We start from the raw sequence: 15,690 nt of genomic DNA on the forward strand, positions 1-15,690 counted from the left end.
CGCTCCTCCCTTCTCCCCTTGTGGGAGAAGGTGGCCGAGCGAAGCTCGGTCGGATGAGGGGTGTTCCAGCTTGGCAATGACGGCACTCCGTCACGCACCCCTCAACCGTCTCGGCACTGCGCGCCGATCCACTTTCTCCCACAAGGGGAGAAGGGAAGATGCGCCCTTCGCCTTGCCAAACGCAATCGCGCTGCTATTCTTGCTGCTAAAATAATTTCACACACAGGCAAACTTGTTTCTCGAACCGCAAGGCTGAGATGAGCCAGTCGCCCTACCCAACAATCACAGCCGGACCGCCGCGCCCGAGCCTCATCCTGAGGCCCGGCCAGATCGCGCTGCCGCCGGGCCTGGAACGCTACACGATCCAAGGCAATGGCGCGGTACTGATCGAGGTCGAAGCCGGCGACACGATCACGGTGCGCAATGCCGAAGGCGGCCAGGCCTGCGAGTTGCTGGCCTGGGACACCACAGGCATCACCGATCCCGGCATCTTTGGCGAGAAATCCAACAGCAATGCCGCGGGTATCAAGGCGCTCCTCGCCGAGGGCGATGACAGCCTCGCGTCCCTGCGCCGCGGACTGGCGCGCCGGCAGGTGGTGCTCGATCAGGCAAAGGCGCTGCGCGTGTTCGGCAGCACAACACCCGCCGGTACGGAACAGAGTTTCACCGTCACGCGCGACGGCTCTATAATCATCGCTGCGCCCGGCGGGCCGATGCTGGTCGACGGCCATGATACGGCGACACCGCTCACCGTCATCGTGCGCCGCGCCACGATCCGCCTGAAAACAAAATCGCAGTTGGCCAATCCCCTCGCCGATCCGGTGCTCGATCTGCGCGTCCATTCGGCAACGGCGGAATCCTACTTCGTCAAGGCCGGCGACTATTTGCAGATCATCGATGTCGACGGGCGCCAATGCACCGATTTCCAGTGCTTCTCGGCGCGCAAGCTGGACAAGGGCCTCGACCATCCGCTCGATGTGACGACGACCCGCACGCTGATGGGGTCGAGCTATCCGATGCCCGGCCTGCATTCCAAATATTACGACCAGGACATGGAGCCGCTGGTCGAGGTGGTGCAGGACACATGCGGCCGGCATGATGCCTTCGCACTGGCGTGTGCCGCCAAATATTACGACGATATCGGCTATCCCGGCCACACCAACTGCTCGGAGAATTTCAACAGCGCCCTGTCGGACAAAGGTGTGAACCCCCGCGCCGGCTGGATGGCGATCAACTTCTTCTTCAACACGGCGATCGATGCGCATGGCGTGATGGTTTCCGACGAGCCATGGTCGCGGCCGGGCGACTATGTGCTGCTCAGGGCGCTGACCGACATCATCTGCGTCTCCTCCGCCTGTCCCGACGACACGACGCCGGCCAATGGCTGGGATCTCACCGACATCCATGTGCGGACCTATTCCGGCCAGCACAAATTCTCGCGAGCGATCGCCAGACGCATGACGCCCGATTCGGAACCGAAAATGACCCGCGAGACATCCTTTCATTCGAGCTTTGCCAAGCACACCCGCAATTTCTCGGAATACAGGGGCTACTGGCTGGCCAATTCCTTCGCTAGGGAAGGCGCCATCGCCGAGTACTGGGCCTGTCGGCAGGACGCCGTGATCATGGACCTGTCGCCGCTCAGAAAATTCGAGGTCACCGGCCCGGATTCCGAAGCGCTGCTGCAATACACGCTGACCCGCGACGTGAAAAAACTTGGCGTCGGCCAGGTCGTCTACTCCGCCATGTGCTACGAGCATGGCGGCATGATCGATGACGGCACGCTGCTCAGGCTCGGCAAGGACAATTTCCGCTGGGTTGGCGGCGACGATCTGTCCGGCGAATGGCTGCGCGAAACGGCGACAAAGCTCGGCCTCAACGTGCTGGTGCGGTCGTCGACCGACCAGATGCACAATGTCGCCGTACAGGGTCCAAAGAGCCGCGATATCCTTAGAGAAGTGATCTGGACTTCGCCGCTGCAGCCGTCGATCGATGAGCTCGAATGGTTCCGCTTCGCGGTCGCCCGCATCGGCGGCGGCAACGGCATTCCGATCGTCGTCTCGCGCACCGGCTATACCGGCGAGCTCGGCTATGAGATCTGGTGCCATCCGCGCGACGCCGAAAAAGTGTTCGACGCCATCTGGGAAGCCGGCCAGCCGCACGGGCTGAAGCCGATGGGGCTGCAGGCGCTCGACATGGTGCGCATCGAGGCCGGGCTGATCTTCGCCGGTTATGAATTTTCCGACCAGACCGATCCGTTCGAGGCCGGCATCGGCTTCACCGTGCCGCTGAAGAGCAAGACCGACGATTTCATCGGCCGCGACGCGCTGATCCGACGCAAGGAGAACCCGCAGAACAAACTGGTCGGGCTCGACATCGACAGCAATGTCGCGGTCGGCCATGGCGATTGTGTGCATGTCGGACGTGCCCAGATCGGCGTCGTCACCTCGGGCATGCGCTCGCCGGTGCTGAACAAGAACATTGCGCTGGCCAGGCTCGACGTCACCCATGCGGCTGTTGGTACCGAAGTCGAGATCGGCAAGCTCGACGGCCATGCCAAGCGGCTGCCGGCGCGCGTCGTCGCCTTCGCCCATTACGATCCGCAGAAGACCAGACCTCGCTCGTGACTGCTGCCCTTGTGGGAGAAGGTGGATCGGCGCGCAGCGCCGAGACGGTTGAGGGGTGCTCCAGGGAATGCCAGCGTCTCACTTCGCTGGAACACCCCTTGTATCTGCACGGAGGAGACTTTGTGCGATGGAAGCGACTGAGCCTCGAACCGGACGGCCATCCGATTCGAGGCTTGGCGAAGTCGCCCGACACCCCTGCGGCTACAACCGTGGATGAGCCTGGGATCTTCGTCTTCGTCACGCACGACCGAATAGTCGCTTGGCTCCAATCGCACGCACAAGGCAGGTTACCGTGAACACGACCCTCTGTGGAATAGATATTTCGAAAGACTGGCTCGACGCTCATATCGAGCCGATGGGAGCGGCAAACCGCTTCGCCAACGATGCGGCAGGCATCGCCGATCTGGCCGCCTGGTGTCAGAACCATGATGTCGAACTCGTCATCATGGAGGCCAGTGGCGGCTACGAACGGCTGGCCTTCCTGCTCTTGTGGGAGATGGGCCAACCCTGCGGCATGGCCAACGCGAGGAGCGTTCGCTACTTCGCCGAGGCAATGGGTTTCCTGGAGAAGACCGACAGAATCGATGCCGCCGTGATTGCCCGTTATGGTGCCGTCAAGCGGCTCAAGCCGACGCCGCCGCCGAGCGCGGCCCAGCAGCGGCTCAAGGCGCTGGTTGCGCGGCTTTCCCAGGTGGGAGGAGATCTCACCATTCAAAAGCAGCGCAAGAGCACCGCCGACGCCGAAACTATCGCCAGCCTCGATGAAGTGATCGCGCTGCTTGCGCGCCAGAGCCGCAGGCTCGAAGGTGAGATCGCCACGCTCATCGATGACGATCCGCTGTGGGCATGCCTCGACCGAGCCTTCCGCTCGCTCAAGGGTGTTGCCTCTCGCACCGTGGCGCGGCTGATGGCGCAGTTGCCGGAGATCGGCATCCTCTCCAACAAGGCCATCGCCAAGTTGGCCGGCCTGGCGCCGATCGCCAATGACAGTGGCAAGCGCAGCGGTCGAAGACCAGTGCGCGGCGGTCGGGCAGGGCCGCGCGGCGTCCTCTTTCTCGTTGCCAGCATCGTTGCCAAATATGATCCGCATCTGGCAGCTTTCAAGCAACGGTTGCAGACTGCCGGAAAGGAGAAAATGGTCATCCGCATTGCGCTCGCCCGCAAGCTGCTCGTCATTCTCAATGCAAAAGCACGCGACGCGCGTAACGAATTCGCAAATGCAACTTGACACCTCAGATAGTCGCTCATCCGTCGCCTTCGGCGACACCTTCTCCCACAAGGGGAGAAGGGAAGAGCGTACGCGCGCAAGCGTGATGTGCACGGCGTCACAAAACGCTTGACGTGAAAGCGCGCCGGATCAATCTTCACTCCTAAGAAAAAAATACGACTGAGTGGAAACACCGGAGTCGTCATGTGCCGGGGAGCAAGCTTCGCAAAGTCGAGGCATCGCTGGCGGGGAACACTGGAAAAAGGGGAAGTCACTGACATGAGCACCATAAGCACGGCCCTCGAGCAGCCTGCCGAAAGCAAGCTGCTCAGGCATATCGACTGGCGCGGCGCCTTCTGGGTGGCGAGCGGCGTTCCGGCGCTGGTCCTGTTTTCGATCGGCGGCATCGCCGGCACGACGGGGACACTGGCTTTCCTGATCTGGACGGTCTCCATGATCATGGGCTTCCTGCAATCCTTCACCTATGCCGAGATCGCCGGCCTGTTCCCGAACAAGTCGGGCGGCGCCTCTATCTACGGCGCCACCGCCTGGCTGCGCTACTCCAAGTTCATCGCGCCGCTGTCGGTGTGGTGCAACTGGTTCGCTTGGTCGCCGGTGCTGTCGCTCGGCTGCTCGATCGCCGCAGCCTATATCCTCAATGCGCTGGCGCCGGTGCCGTTGTTCACCGAGACCTCGCCTGATGTCGTCGCCTATATAGCGGCGCATGCCGGAACGGCGCCCGCCGACGCCATCACCGCGGTGACCGCGGCCGCGACACCGGCGATCCGCAACTGGACGCTGTACAGCCACACGCTGGGTCCGGTTTCCTTCACGCTCAACGCGACCTTCTTCATCGGCGCGGTGCTGATGCTGATCATCTTCTCGATCCAGCATCGCGGCATCCTCGGCACGGCCAATGTGCAGAAATATATCGGCCTGCTGGTCATCATCCCGATGCTGATCGTCGGCGTCGTGCCGATCTTCACCGGACAGATCAACTGGGCCAACTTCTCGCCGCTGGTGCCGCTGGCCGCCGCCTATGCGCCGGACCCGGGCGCCTGGAACATCGCCGGCTGGACGCTGGTGCTCGGCGGCATGTTCATCGCCGCCTGGTCGACCTACGGCTTCGAAACCGCCGTCTGCTACACCTCCGAGTTCAAGAACCCCGGCACCGACACGTTCAAGGCCATCTTCTATTCCGGCCTGCTTTGCATGCTTCTGTTCATCCTGGTGCCCTTCACCTTCCAGGGCGTGCTCGGCTTGAACGGCATGCTGGCGACACCGATCGTCGACGGCTCCGGCGTGGCGGATGCACTGGCCGGCATGGTCGGCGGCGGCAAGATCATCCACAGCCTCTTGGTGATGCTGATGATCCTGGCGCTGGTCCTGTGCATCATGACGGCGATGGCCGGCTCCTCGCGCACGCTCTATCAGGGCTCGGTCGATGGCTGGCTGCCGCGCTATCTCAGCCACGTCAACGAACATGGCGCCCCGACACGGGCGATGTGGACCGACCTCTGCTTCAACCTGATCGTGCTGGCCATCGCCTCGGCCGACGCGACAAGCTTCTTCTTCATCCTCGCCGTGTCGAACTGCGGCTACATCATCTTCAACTTCCTCAACCTCAATGCCGGCTGGATCCATCGCATCGACAACGGCCATATCGCACGGCCGTGGAAAGCGCCGACCTGGCTTCTCGGGATCGGAGCGATCTTCGCCTACGTCAACGCCATCTTCATGGGTGCCGGCGCCAAGGTGTGGAACCCGATGGCGCTGTGGGCTGGGCTGATCACGGCGGCGCTGATCATCCCGGTGTTCTGCTTCCGCCACTACATCCAGGACAAGGGCAAGTTCCCCGACCACATGCTGGCCGATCTCGGCATGACGGGAGCGGACCTGGCGGTGAAGAAAGCAGGCATGCTGCCCTATCTGACGCTGGTCGCCGGCGTGGCGGTGATGCTGATCGCCAACTGGATATTCGTCATCTGACAGGCCGATTTATCAGACATAGGGCGCGCTTCGGCGCGCCCGATTCTTTTCGGCCACCGACCAGAGCCTCGCATCAACCAGCCTTGCGAACTGCCGATTTCGCGTCTTCGAAGAACCGGTTGGGCGGCCGCTTCAGGCCGAGATTCTCGCGCAGCGTCGATCCCTCATACTGCCGCCTGAAGATGCCGCGCCGCTGCAGCTCGGGCACCACTTTCTCGACGAAATCGTCGAGCCCGGCGGGCAGATAGGGAAACATGATGTTGAAGCCGTCCGATCCCTCGGTGACAAGCCATTCCTCCATCTCGTCGGCAATGGTTTGCGGTGTGCCGACGAAGGCGAGGCCGGAATAACCGCCCAGCCGCTGGGCAAGCTGGCGCACCGTCAGGTTTTCGTTCCGGGCAAGCTCGATGACGCGCTCGCGGCTGCTCTTCGAGGCATTGGTCTCCGGTATGTCAGGCAAAGCGGCGTCAGGATCAAAGGCCGACGCATCATGCCCAAGCGCGATCGATAGCGAGGCAATGCCGCTTTCATAATAAACCAGGCTGTCGAGCTTCGCCCGCTTGGCCCGCGCGTCCTCGACACTGTCGCCGACGATGACGAAAGCGCCAGGCAGGATCTTGATGTCGTCGCGGGAGCGGCCGAGTTTCTGTGCCCTGCCCTTGACGTCGGCATAGAAGCGCTGCCCGGCGGCAAGATCGCCATGGGCGGCGAAAATCACCTCCGCCGTCTCGGCCGCCAGCTGCCGCCCGGCTTCCGAGGCACCAGCCTGAACGATGACCGGCCAGCCTTGTACCGGCCGCGCAATGTTGAGCGGCCCGCGCACCGAGATGTGCTCGCCCTTGTGGTCCAGCACATGCAGTTTGGCGGGATCGAAATAGAGCCCGCTCTCGGCATCGCGGATGAAGGCGTCGTCGGCAAAACTGTCCCACAGGCCGGTCACGACATCGTAGAATTCCCGCGCCCGGTGATAGCGCTCGTCATGCTCGACATGTTCGTCCAGCCCGAAATTGAGCGCCGCATCCGGGTTGGACGTGGTGACGATGTTCCAGCCGGCACGGCCGCCGCTGATATGGTCGAGCGACGCGAAACGGCGCGCAATGTGATAGGGCGCGTCGAAGGTCGTCGACGCGGTGGCAACGAGACCGATATGATCGGTGACGGCGGCCAGCGCCGACAGCAGCGTGAACGGCTCGAACGAGGTGACGGTGTGGCTGCGGCGCAGCGCCTCGATCGGCATGTTGAGCACGGCCAGATGGTCGGCCATGAAGAAGGCGTCGAACTTCGCGGCTTCCAGCGTCTGGGCGAAGCGCTTCAGATGCGCGAAGTTGAAGTTGGCGTCGGGATAGGCGCCGGGATAGCGCCAGGCGCCGGTGTGCAAGCTGACCGGGCGCATGAAGGCGCCAAGCCGCAATTGCCGTTTTTCTGTCATGGAAAGACACCCTGATGAGGACGAGCGTTGCCGCTCCGGTGTCGCGCAGGATGGAACCGCTTTGCGGCCCTGGGAAGGAATTCTGTTTTGCAGAATCGGCATCGGGGAGCATTTTCATCGGCGCAACGGAGCAGCCGTCACGCCGCATCATCCGCCATAGCCGATGGCGGATGATGCGATAGAACAGCTCTATTCCGCGGCCAGGGCCAGTTGCGGCCGCTCGGTCGCCAACTCTGGCTCGGGCGCCTGCTCGCTGTTCACCGCCTTCTTCGGCTCGCGGCCGAAGAACAGCGCGTAACCTGCCGGCAGCACCAGGATGGTCAGCACGGTGGCAACCACGATGCCGCCCATCATGGCGTAGGCGAGCGGGCCCCAGAACACGGCGCGCGATATCGGGATCAGCGCCAGCACCGCCGTCATCGCCGTCAGCACGATCGCCCGGAAACGGCGCACAGCCGAGCCGATGATGGCCTCCGAGCGCTCCATGCCTCTGGCGATGTCCTGGTCGATCTGGTCGACCAGGATGATCGAGTTGCGCATGATGATGCCGAGCAGCGCGATCACGCCGAGGATGGCGACGAAGCCGAACGGCGCACCGCTGATCAAAAGCGCGGCAGCCGCACCAATGATGCCGAGCGGACCGGTGGCCAGCACCAGCATCGCCTTGCCGAAGTTCTGCAGCTGGATCATCAAGAGCACCACGATGATGGCCAGCATGATCGGCGCCTTGGCGGCGATCGAGGCCTGGCTTTCGGCCGAATCCTCGGCACCGCCCTGGATCTGGATCTTGTAGCCGGGCGCCAGGCCGTCGCGCAGGCCCTGCATGTCCTTGTACATCTTGGTGACGACATCGTTGGACTGCACGCCGTCGGGCAGCGTTGCCCTCACGCTGATGGTCGGCAGGCGGTCGCGACGCCATTCGATGCCTTGCTCAAGCACCGGTACCACCTTGGCCACCTGCGACAACGGCACGAAGCCGCCGAAATCGGTCGGGATATACACCGAGTCGACCGAGGACAGCAGGCTGCGGCTGGCATCCGGCTCGCGGGCAACGATGGAGACCGTCTCCTCGCCGTCGCGGAAGTCGTCGAGCGGCGCACCGGCCATGGTCGCCTGCAGCATCTGGCGGATGCGTTGCGAGGTGACGCCTAGCGCCCGGGCGCGATCCTGGTCGATGACCAGCTTCATCGCCGGCACCGGCTCAAGCCAATCGTCATGCACCGCGCCCAGCAACGGATCCTCGCGGAATTTCGCCTTCACCTGGTCGGCGATGCGGCGCACCTCCTGGCGGTCGGGACCCATGACGCGCATCTGAACCGGCCAGCCGGTCGGCGGGCCGAGGAACAGGCGGTCGACCTTGGCGCGGATCGAGGGGAAATCCTCGGCCAGAACCGTGCGCAGCTTGACGATCAGCCGCTCGCGCGCCGGCTCGTCATTGGCCATCACCAGCATCTGGGCGAAGTTTGGGTTGCGCAGTTGCTGGTCGAGCGGCAGGAAGAAGCGCGGCGCGCCCTCGCCGATATAGGTGGCGATGAAGCGCTTGTCCTTGTCGTCCATCATCTTGGCTTCCAGCGCCTTGGCCTGCGCCTCGACCTCCTTGATGCTGGTGCCTTCCGGCAGCCAGAGGTCGACCAGGATTTCCGGCCGCGACGATTGCGGGAAGAAGTTCTGCGGGATGAACTGGAACGCCCACAGGCTGGTGCCGAAAGTCACCAGCGTCATGACGAGCACGATTATGCGGTGGCGCACCGCCCAGCCGACGGTCGAGCGCAGCCGGCGGTAGAAGCGCGTGTCGAAGACATCATGATGGCTGCCGGCATGCTTGCGCTGCTTGAGGATCATGTTGCCGAGCCACGGCGTGAAATAGACCGCGACGAACCACGACACGATCAACGCGATGCCGACGACATAGAACAGGGTGCGCACATATTCGCCGGCCGTGGAGGCGGCGAAGCCGACCGGGATGAAGCCGGCGGTGGTGATCAGCGTGCCCGTCAGCATCGGGAATGCGGTCGATGTATAAGCGAAGCTCGCGGCCTCGATCTTGACCAGCCCCTCCTCCAGCTTACGCTCCATCATCTCGACGACGATCATGGCATCGTCGACAAGCAGGCCGAGCGCGATGATCAGGGCGCCCAGCGAAATACGCTGCAGGTCGATGCCGAGCTCGTACATGATGGCGAAGGTAGCGGCCAGAACCAGCGGAATGGCGATGGCGATGACCAGCCCCGAACGCCAGCCGATCGACAGGAACGAGACGACAAGCACGATCAGCAGCGCCTCGCCGAGGGCATGCATGAATTCGGCCACCGCATCCGTGACGACGCCCGGCTGGTCGGAAATCTGGTCGACCGACACGCCATAGGGCAGCGCTTCTTCAAAGCGCTTGTAGGTCGCCTCGACATCCTTGCCGACATCGGTGACCTTGAAACCCTTGGCCATGACGACGCCAAGCTGCACGCTGTCAAGACCGTTGAAACGGTATTTGCGCTGGAAGGGATCCTCGAGCCCGGAGGTCACGGTGGCGATGTCGCCGAGACGGGTGACTTGCCCGCCGGCACGCAGGCGCAATTCCCTGATATCGGCGGCCTTGGTGACGTCGCCTTCGACGGAGATGCGCACCGAATTGACGCCGGTGTCGACGGCACCGGCCGGATCGACATTGTTCTGGCCCTTGATAGCGTTCTGCAGGTCGGGCAGCGTCAAGCCACGCTCGGCGAGCGCCTTGGACGAAACGTCGATATAGAGCTTTTCCGGCTGATCGCCAATGATGACGGCCTTCTCGACGCCAGGCGTGGTCAACAGCATGTCGCGCGCCTGGATGGCGAACTTCTTCAGCTCTGGATAGGAGAACCCGTCACCGCTGATCGAGTGCAGGGTGATGAAGGTGTCGCCGAACTCATCGTTGAAATAGGGACCGAGCAGGCCTTGCGGCAGGTCGCCGGAGATGTCGCCGACCTTCTTGCGCACCTGATAGAAGGCGTCCGCCACCTCGGCGGCGTTGGTGTCGCCCTTGATCTGCACGGTGATGATGGCGCTGCCGGCGCGCGTGAAGGATCGCACGAAGTCGAGATGCGGTGTTTCCTGGAGCTTGCGCTCGATCTTGTTGACGACCTGGTCTTCCATCTCCTGGATCGAGGAGCCCGGCCAAATCGCCTGCACGACCATTACCCGGAAGGTGAAATCGGGGTCTTCCTTCTGGCCCATGCGCATCAGGCCGAGGGCTCCGGCGATGATGATCAGCCCGAACAGGAAGCGCGCGATGGAGGGATGGCCGATGGCCCAGCGCGACAGGTTGAAGGGCCGCTTTTCTTCAGTGGAGGTCGTCATCGTTGCAGGTCCACTTTGCTTGTTTGCCGGCGCCTGGCACTTCGAAGAAGCGCCGCGCGCGAAACGAAATCATCTGCGTTCGATCTGGCTTCCGGGCGGCGAGGCCTTCCGAGCGGAGAGACACTCATCGCGGTGGGACGCTAAGTCGATGCGGGGGTACATCGGCCGTGACGTCTCAACCTTCGGGCGCACGCCGCCCGGAAACCTGCGGCCGCGAGAACGCGCGGCCGACCTATCTGTCCTCAGCGCAGCCGGCTGGCGTCGTCGCCCTCGGCGGACGCTGATTGCTGCGCCACGCCGCCGGCGAGCTTCACCCTGAGATTCTCGGTCATGAACTGCGTCCCCGCGGCGACCACGATGTCGCCGGGCTTCAATCCCTCGGCCACACGCACGCCATCGGCGGCGAACTTGGCAACCGTCACCGGACGGGCATGAACGGTGTCGGCGCCACGATCAACGGTCCAGACGATCGACTGGCTGTCTTTCTCAGCCAAGGCGCTCAAGGGGATCGAAACCAGTTGCTTCTCGTTGGCGGCCGAGGCCTCGATATTGGCGGTCATGCCTAGAAGCACGCGGGGATCATTGGGCAGGCTGACACGGACGGCGAAGGTGCGCGACTGCGGATCGGCGCTGCCGGCAACCTCGCGGACCTTGCCGTCGAGCGCCAGCGTGCTGTCGGACCAGAAGCCCGCCTTGACTGACTTGCCCGGCTTGAACTCGGCGATCTCCATTTCCGGCACCGCGATCAGCACTTCCTTTTCGCCGTCGACCGCGACAGTGACCACAGGCGTGCCGGAGCCGACCACCTGGCCGACATCGGCGTTGACAGCCGTGACGATGCCGTCCCTGTCGGCCTTGAGGTCGGTATAGCCGACCTGGTTCTTGGCCTGGTCAAGCGACGAACGGGCGGAGTCGCGCGTGGCGACCGCCTGGTCATGGGTCAGCGTCGCCTGTTCGAGCTGCGATTTCGGCGCGAAGTTTTTGGTGAAAAGCTGCTCGGCGCGCTTGCGCGCTAGCTCCGTCGTCTCGACCTGCCGTTCGGCGGCATCAAGCGCTGCCTGCGCGCTTTTTACCGAAAGGTCGTAGTCGGTGGGATCGATACGGGCCAGCACATCGCCCGGCGCCACGTGCTGACCGATGTCGACAAGGCGCTCGGTGATCTTGCCGTTGACGCGGAAAGCCAGGGCGCTTTCGGTGCGGGCCCGCACGGAACCCGAATAGGAGAGCATGCGGGAGTCATGCACCTGGGCGATTTCGACGACCTTGACCGGGCGGATGATCTCCTTGACCTCGGCCTTCTCCTGGCTGCAGCCGGCAAGCCCAAGCGCCGCGACGAACAGGCCCGCGACCGGCAACCGGCGAATAATGGAATGGGACAAAGACACCTTGGCACTCCCGAACTGGAGATGAACTGTCGACCGGCGCCCGGCGGGCGGCGGCTATTTCTTCAAGGCCTTGATCGCATAGTCGATCAGGTCGTCGGGCATCGCCCGGTTGGTCTTGGCAAGGCACTGCGCCACCATCTGCGGATGGCAAAGGATGATTGTGGCGGCGCCGAAGCAGCGTGACGCGGTCACCGGGTCCTGCTCGGCGAACTCGCCGGTCTCGATACCCTCGCGTATCACCTCCGCGAAGAGATCGTGGATGCTGTCGATGTGCTTGTCGATGACGCCCCAGTCGCGCTCCAGCGCGACGATGACCATCTCATGGACCTTCTGCGCATCGAGCATGGTCTCCAGCGTCATCTTGTATTGCGCATGGATGTAGCGACGAAGCCGCTCCTCGGCACCAATCGGCAGGCGCATGATCTCGTAGGCCATCTTGTAGCTGGCCCCGAGCATCCGGCCGCACACCGCCTGGTGGATTTCAACCTTGGAGGCAAAGAAACGGTAGATGTTGGCCGGCGACATGCCGAGCTCGCGGGCAATGTCGGCAACATTGGTCTTACCGTAGCCGTAGTGCCGGAACAGGCGCTCGGCGCAGTCGAGAATGCGCGTCACATTCTCCTGTCTGGCGGCATCGACCATGATGTTGGCGGCTTCGGACATAGCTCTTTCGTTTGACAAGTGACGAATTTCAATTTTCGTCAGTCGTAAATTGAAGAAGATGGGATGTCAACGCGAAATCGACGTACGCGTACAAGATAGTGACAGATGGTGACATCCAACAGACGTCACCAAGCGGCCCAAGGATGCGGGCAACTCAAAATATTTTTGAAGAAGCCGCCGGCGCTTCAGGCGAGTTTGGCCATTTCCCGCAGCCGGAATTTCTGGATCTTGCCGGTCGAGGTCTTTGGAATCTCGGCGAAAATCACCGCTTTCGGCACTTTGAAGCGGGCAAGCAGCGAACGGCAGTGCCCGATGATCTCGGCCTCGGTCGCCGTCTTGCCGGGCTTCAGCTCGACATAGGCAACCGGTACTTCGCCCCATTTGTCGTCATGGCGCGCCACAACGCCGCAGGAGGCGACGGACGGGTGCTTGTAGAGCGCATCCTCGACCTCGATCGAGGAAATGTTCTCGCCACCCGAAATGATGATGTCCTTGGAACGATCCTTGAGCTGGATGTAGCCATCGGGATGCATGACGCCGAGATCGCCGGAATGGAACCAGCCACCGGCGAAGGCTTCGTTGCTCGCCTTGCGGTTCTTGAGATAGCCCTTCATGACGATATTGCCGCGGAACATGACCTCGCCGATGGTTTCGCCGTCGGCCGGCGTCGCCTGCATCGTCTCGGGATCCATGACGGTCAGGCCTTCGAGCGCGGCATAGCGCACGCCCTGCCTTGCCTTCTTGGCGCTGCGCTCGCCCTTGGCAAGATCGTCCCATTCGCCGTGCCATTCGTTGACCACGGCCGGGCCATAGGTCTCAGTCAGGCCATAGAGATGGGTGACGGCAAAACCGGCATCGGCCATGCCCGACAGCACGGCTTCCGGCGGCGGCGCGGCCGCGGTGTTGAAGGTCACCGTCTGCGCGAACGTGCGCTTATCCTCATCCTTGGCATTGATCAGCACCGACATGACGACCGGCGCGCCGCAGAGATGGGTGACGCCGTTATCGGCGATAGCATCGTAGATCGGCTTCGGCCGCACCCAGCGAAGGCAGACATGGGTGCCGGCCTGGACGGCCAGCGTCCATGGAAAGCACCAGCCATTGCAGTGGAACATCGGCAGCGTCCAGAGATAGACGGCGTGCTTGGCCATGCCGGCATGGATGGTGTTGGTGTAGGCCATCAGGGCGGCGCCGCGATGGTGATAGACGACGCCCTTCGGATTGCCCGTCGTGCCCGAGGTGTAGTTGAGCGAGATGGCGTCCCATTCATCGTCGGGCATCGACCAGGCGAAATCCTCATCGCCGCCGGCGACAAAATCCTCATAGTCGAGCGCGCCAATCCGCTCACCCTTCGGATAGGGGGCGTCGGCGGCGTAGTCGGGATCGTCATAGTCAATGACCAGCGGCTTGACCTTGGCCAGATCGAGCGCCTGCCGGACGACGCCGGAGAATTCGCGGTCGACGATCAGCACCTTGGTCTCGGCATGGTCGAGCTGGAATGCGATGACCGCGGCGTCGAGGCGGGTGTTGAGCGAATGCAGCACCGCCTTGGTCATCGGCACGCCGAAATGCGTCTCCAGCATTGGCGGCGTGTTGGACAGCATCACGGTGACCGTGTCGCCCTTGCCGATGCCGTGCTTTTGCAGCGCCGAGGCGAGCTTTAGCGAGCGGCGCCAGAAATCGCGGTAGCTGATGCGCTGGCGGCCGTGGATGATGGCTATGTGGTCGGGATACGTCCTTGCCGCGCGCTCCAGATAGGTGAGCGGCGTCAGCGGCTGGTGGTTGGCCGCGTTCCTGTCGAGATCCTGTTCGTAAGGATTGCCCATCCCGTCCTCCCCAAAAAGTCCTTTTCGAGCTTTCTAACCTTAGGGCTCTCGTCAAGCCATCCCCCTGAATGGCCGAAAATGCTATGCTGTCCTGGCTTTGTAGAACGACCATCCCGGATGCGTTTTGTTTAGAGGCGATCGCACTCACGCATGCCAATTTGACTTTTGTCGAGAGCCGTGACTAATGTCAGCCGAGGAGGCGGCATGGCGATCCGACCGGCAGAACAACTCATTCACAAAGCCGCCTGGCTCTACTATGCGCATGGCCTGCGGCAGGACCAGGTTGCAAGCCAGCTTAACATTTCGCGTGCTTCGGTGGCCATGTATCTGCGCAAGGCGCGCGAGACCGGCATCGTCAACATCTCGACCTCGACCCAGTTGTTCACCGACGACGTGATGGCGCGCAGGCTCGAGGACGCCTTGAAACTCGACGCGGTCTGGATCGCGCCGGAGAACGGCCATATCCCGGACCCGTCGACTGATATCGCCGTGCTGGCGGCGAGCGTCTTTCTCGAACTGGTCAAGAAGGGCGACCGCATCGGCGTCGCCTGGGGCCGCACCGTCTATACGATCGCCGACATCATGTCCTATGCCGACCTGCAGGATGTCACGGTGGTGCAGCTCTGCGGCAATCTCGGCGCGCCCTACTCCTATCGGCCCGACCAGTGCACCATGGAGATCGCGCGGCGCCTCAACGCCAAGGGGCTTAATTTCTATGCGCCGCTGGTGCTGTCGACGGAAGAGCTGGCGCGTGCGCTGCGCGCCGAGCCGGTGATCCGCGAACAACTGGCCGGCATCAGCGATTGCAACCTCGCGCTTTTCTCCGTCGGCACCGTCGATGCAGACAGCCACGTCGTCAAATGCGGCGCGCTCAACCCGGACGAAATGGCCGCGCTGCGCGGTATCGGCGCCGCCGGCGTGATCGCCGGACAGATCATCGACGCCAAGGGCGAGGCGCTCGACTGCAGCTATAACCGCCGGGTCATTTCGGCTGACCTCGCCTCGCTGCGCGCCATCGAAAAACGCCTGATGGTGGTGCAGGAGGACAGCAAGTTCGAGCCATTGCTGGCGGCGCTCGCCGGCCGGCTTTGCACGCATCTAGTGGTCGGCGCGCATATGGCGCAGCGGCTGCTCGATCATGCCGGAGCGGCACCACAAAACGCATCCTGAAAAAGCAACCCTTCGCCGGCGCATTGTCATCAAGGCGTCGCGGCATTCCTGTTTCACCACCCAA

The 15,690-nt window shown here is 63.0% G+C and carries 9 protein-coding genes; 4 read left to right on the forward strand and 5 right to left on the reverse strand.

Features of this window, described 5'->3' with window-relative positions; genetic code table 11:
• Positions 1-257: 257 nt before the first annotated feature.
• The 3 genes from JG747_RS27810 (at position 258) to JG747_RS27820 (ending at position 5,823) form a co-directional block, all read left to right on the forward strand.
• Complete coding sequence (locus JG747_RS27810) at positions 258-2,627, forward strand: DUF1989 domain-containing protein (protein ID WP_069091629.1); 2,370 nt, start codon at positions 258-260, stop codon at positions 2,625-2,627.
• A 292-nt stretch (positions 2,628-2,919) separates the two neighbouring features.
• A complete protein-coding gene (locus tag JG747_RS27815) occupies positions 2,920-3,855 on the forward strand; it encodes an IS110 family transposase (protein WP_010910050.1) in 936 nt (311 codons plus the stop codon).
• A 258-nt stretch (positions 3,856-4,113) separates the two neighbouring features.
• Entirely contained in the window at positions 4,114-5,823 is a 1,710-nt protein-coding gene (locus JG747_RS27820; RefSeq protein WP_064983221.1) for an APC family permease, read from the forward strand.
• Positions 5,824-5,896: 73 nt separating this feature from the next.
• On the opposite strand, the gene JG747_RS27825 is transcribed toward JG747_RS27820, so the two are convergent.
• The 5 genes from JG747_RS27825 to JG747_RS27845 form a co-directional block, all read right to left on the reverse strand.
• Entirely contained in the window at positions 5,897-7,252 is a 1,356-nt protein-coding gene (locus JG747_RS27825; protein ID WP_202360453.1) for an LLM class flavin-dependent oxidoreductase, read from the reverse strand.
• Between the two features lie 189 nt (positions 7,253-7,441).
• Positions 7,442-10,582, reverse strand: a complete 3,141-nt coding sequence (locus JG747_RS27830) for an efflux RND transporter permease subunit (protein ID WP_202360454.1) — start codon at positions 10,580-10,582, stop codon at positions 7,442-7,444.
• A 242-nt stretch (positions 10,583-10,824) separates the two neighbouring features.
• Positions 10,825-11,967, reverse strand: a complete 1,143-nt coding sequence (locus tag JG747_RS27835) for an efflux RND transporter periplasmic adaptor subunit (protein WP_019856848.1) — start codon at positions 11,965-11,967, stop codon at positions 10,825-10,827.
• A gap of 54 nt (positions 11,968-12,021) precedes the next feature.
• On the reverse strand, positions 12,022-12,630 hold the full coding sequence (locus tag JG747_RS27840) for a TetR family transcriptional regulator (RefSeq protein ID WP_019856847.1): 609 nt from the start codon (positions 12,628-12,630) through the stop codon (positions 12,022-12,024).
• Positions 12,631-12,815: 185 nt separating this feature from the next.
• Positions 12,816-14,456 (reverse strand): acyl-CoA synthetase, encoded by a 1,641-nt coding sequence (locus JG747_RS27845; RefSeq protein WP_202360455.1) that lies wholly within the window; start codon positions 14,454-14,456, stop codon positions 12,816-12,818.
• Positions 14,457-14,660: 204 nt separating this feature from the next.
• Here JG747_RS27845 and JG747_RS27850 point away from each other — a divergent pair, with 204 nt between their 5' ends.
• The gene (locus tag JG747_RS27850) at positions 14,661-15,626 is read left to right on the forward strand and encodes a sugar-binding transcriptional regulator (RefSeq protein ID WP_064983228.1); all 966 of its coding nucleotides are present in this window, start codon (positions 14,661-14,663) and stop codon (positions 15,624-15,626) included.
• The last annotated feature ends 64 nt before the right edge of the window (positions 15,627-15,690 follow it).

The sequence above is a fragment of the Mesorhizobium sp. 131-3-5 genome, assembly GCF_016756575.1.
Lineage (GTDB): Bacteria > Pseudomonadota > Alphaproteobacteria > Rhizobiales > Rhizobiaceae > Mesorhizobium > Mesorhizobium jarvisii.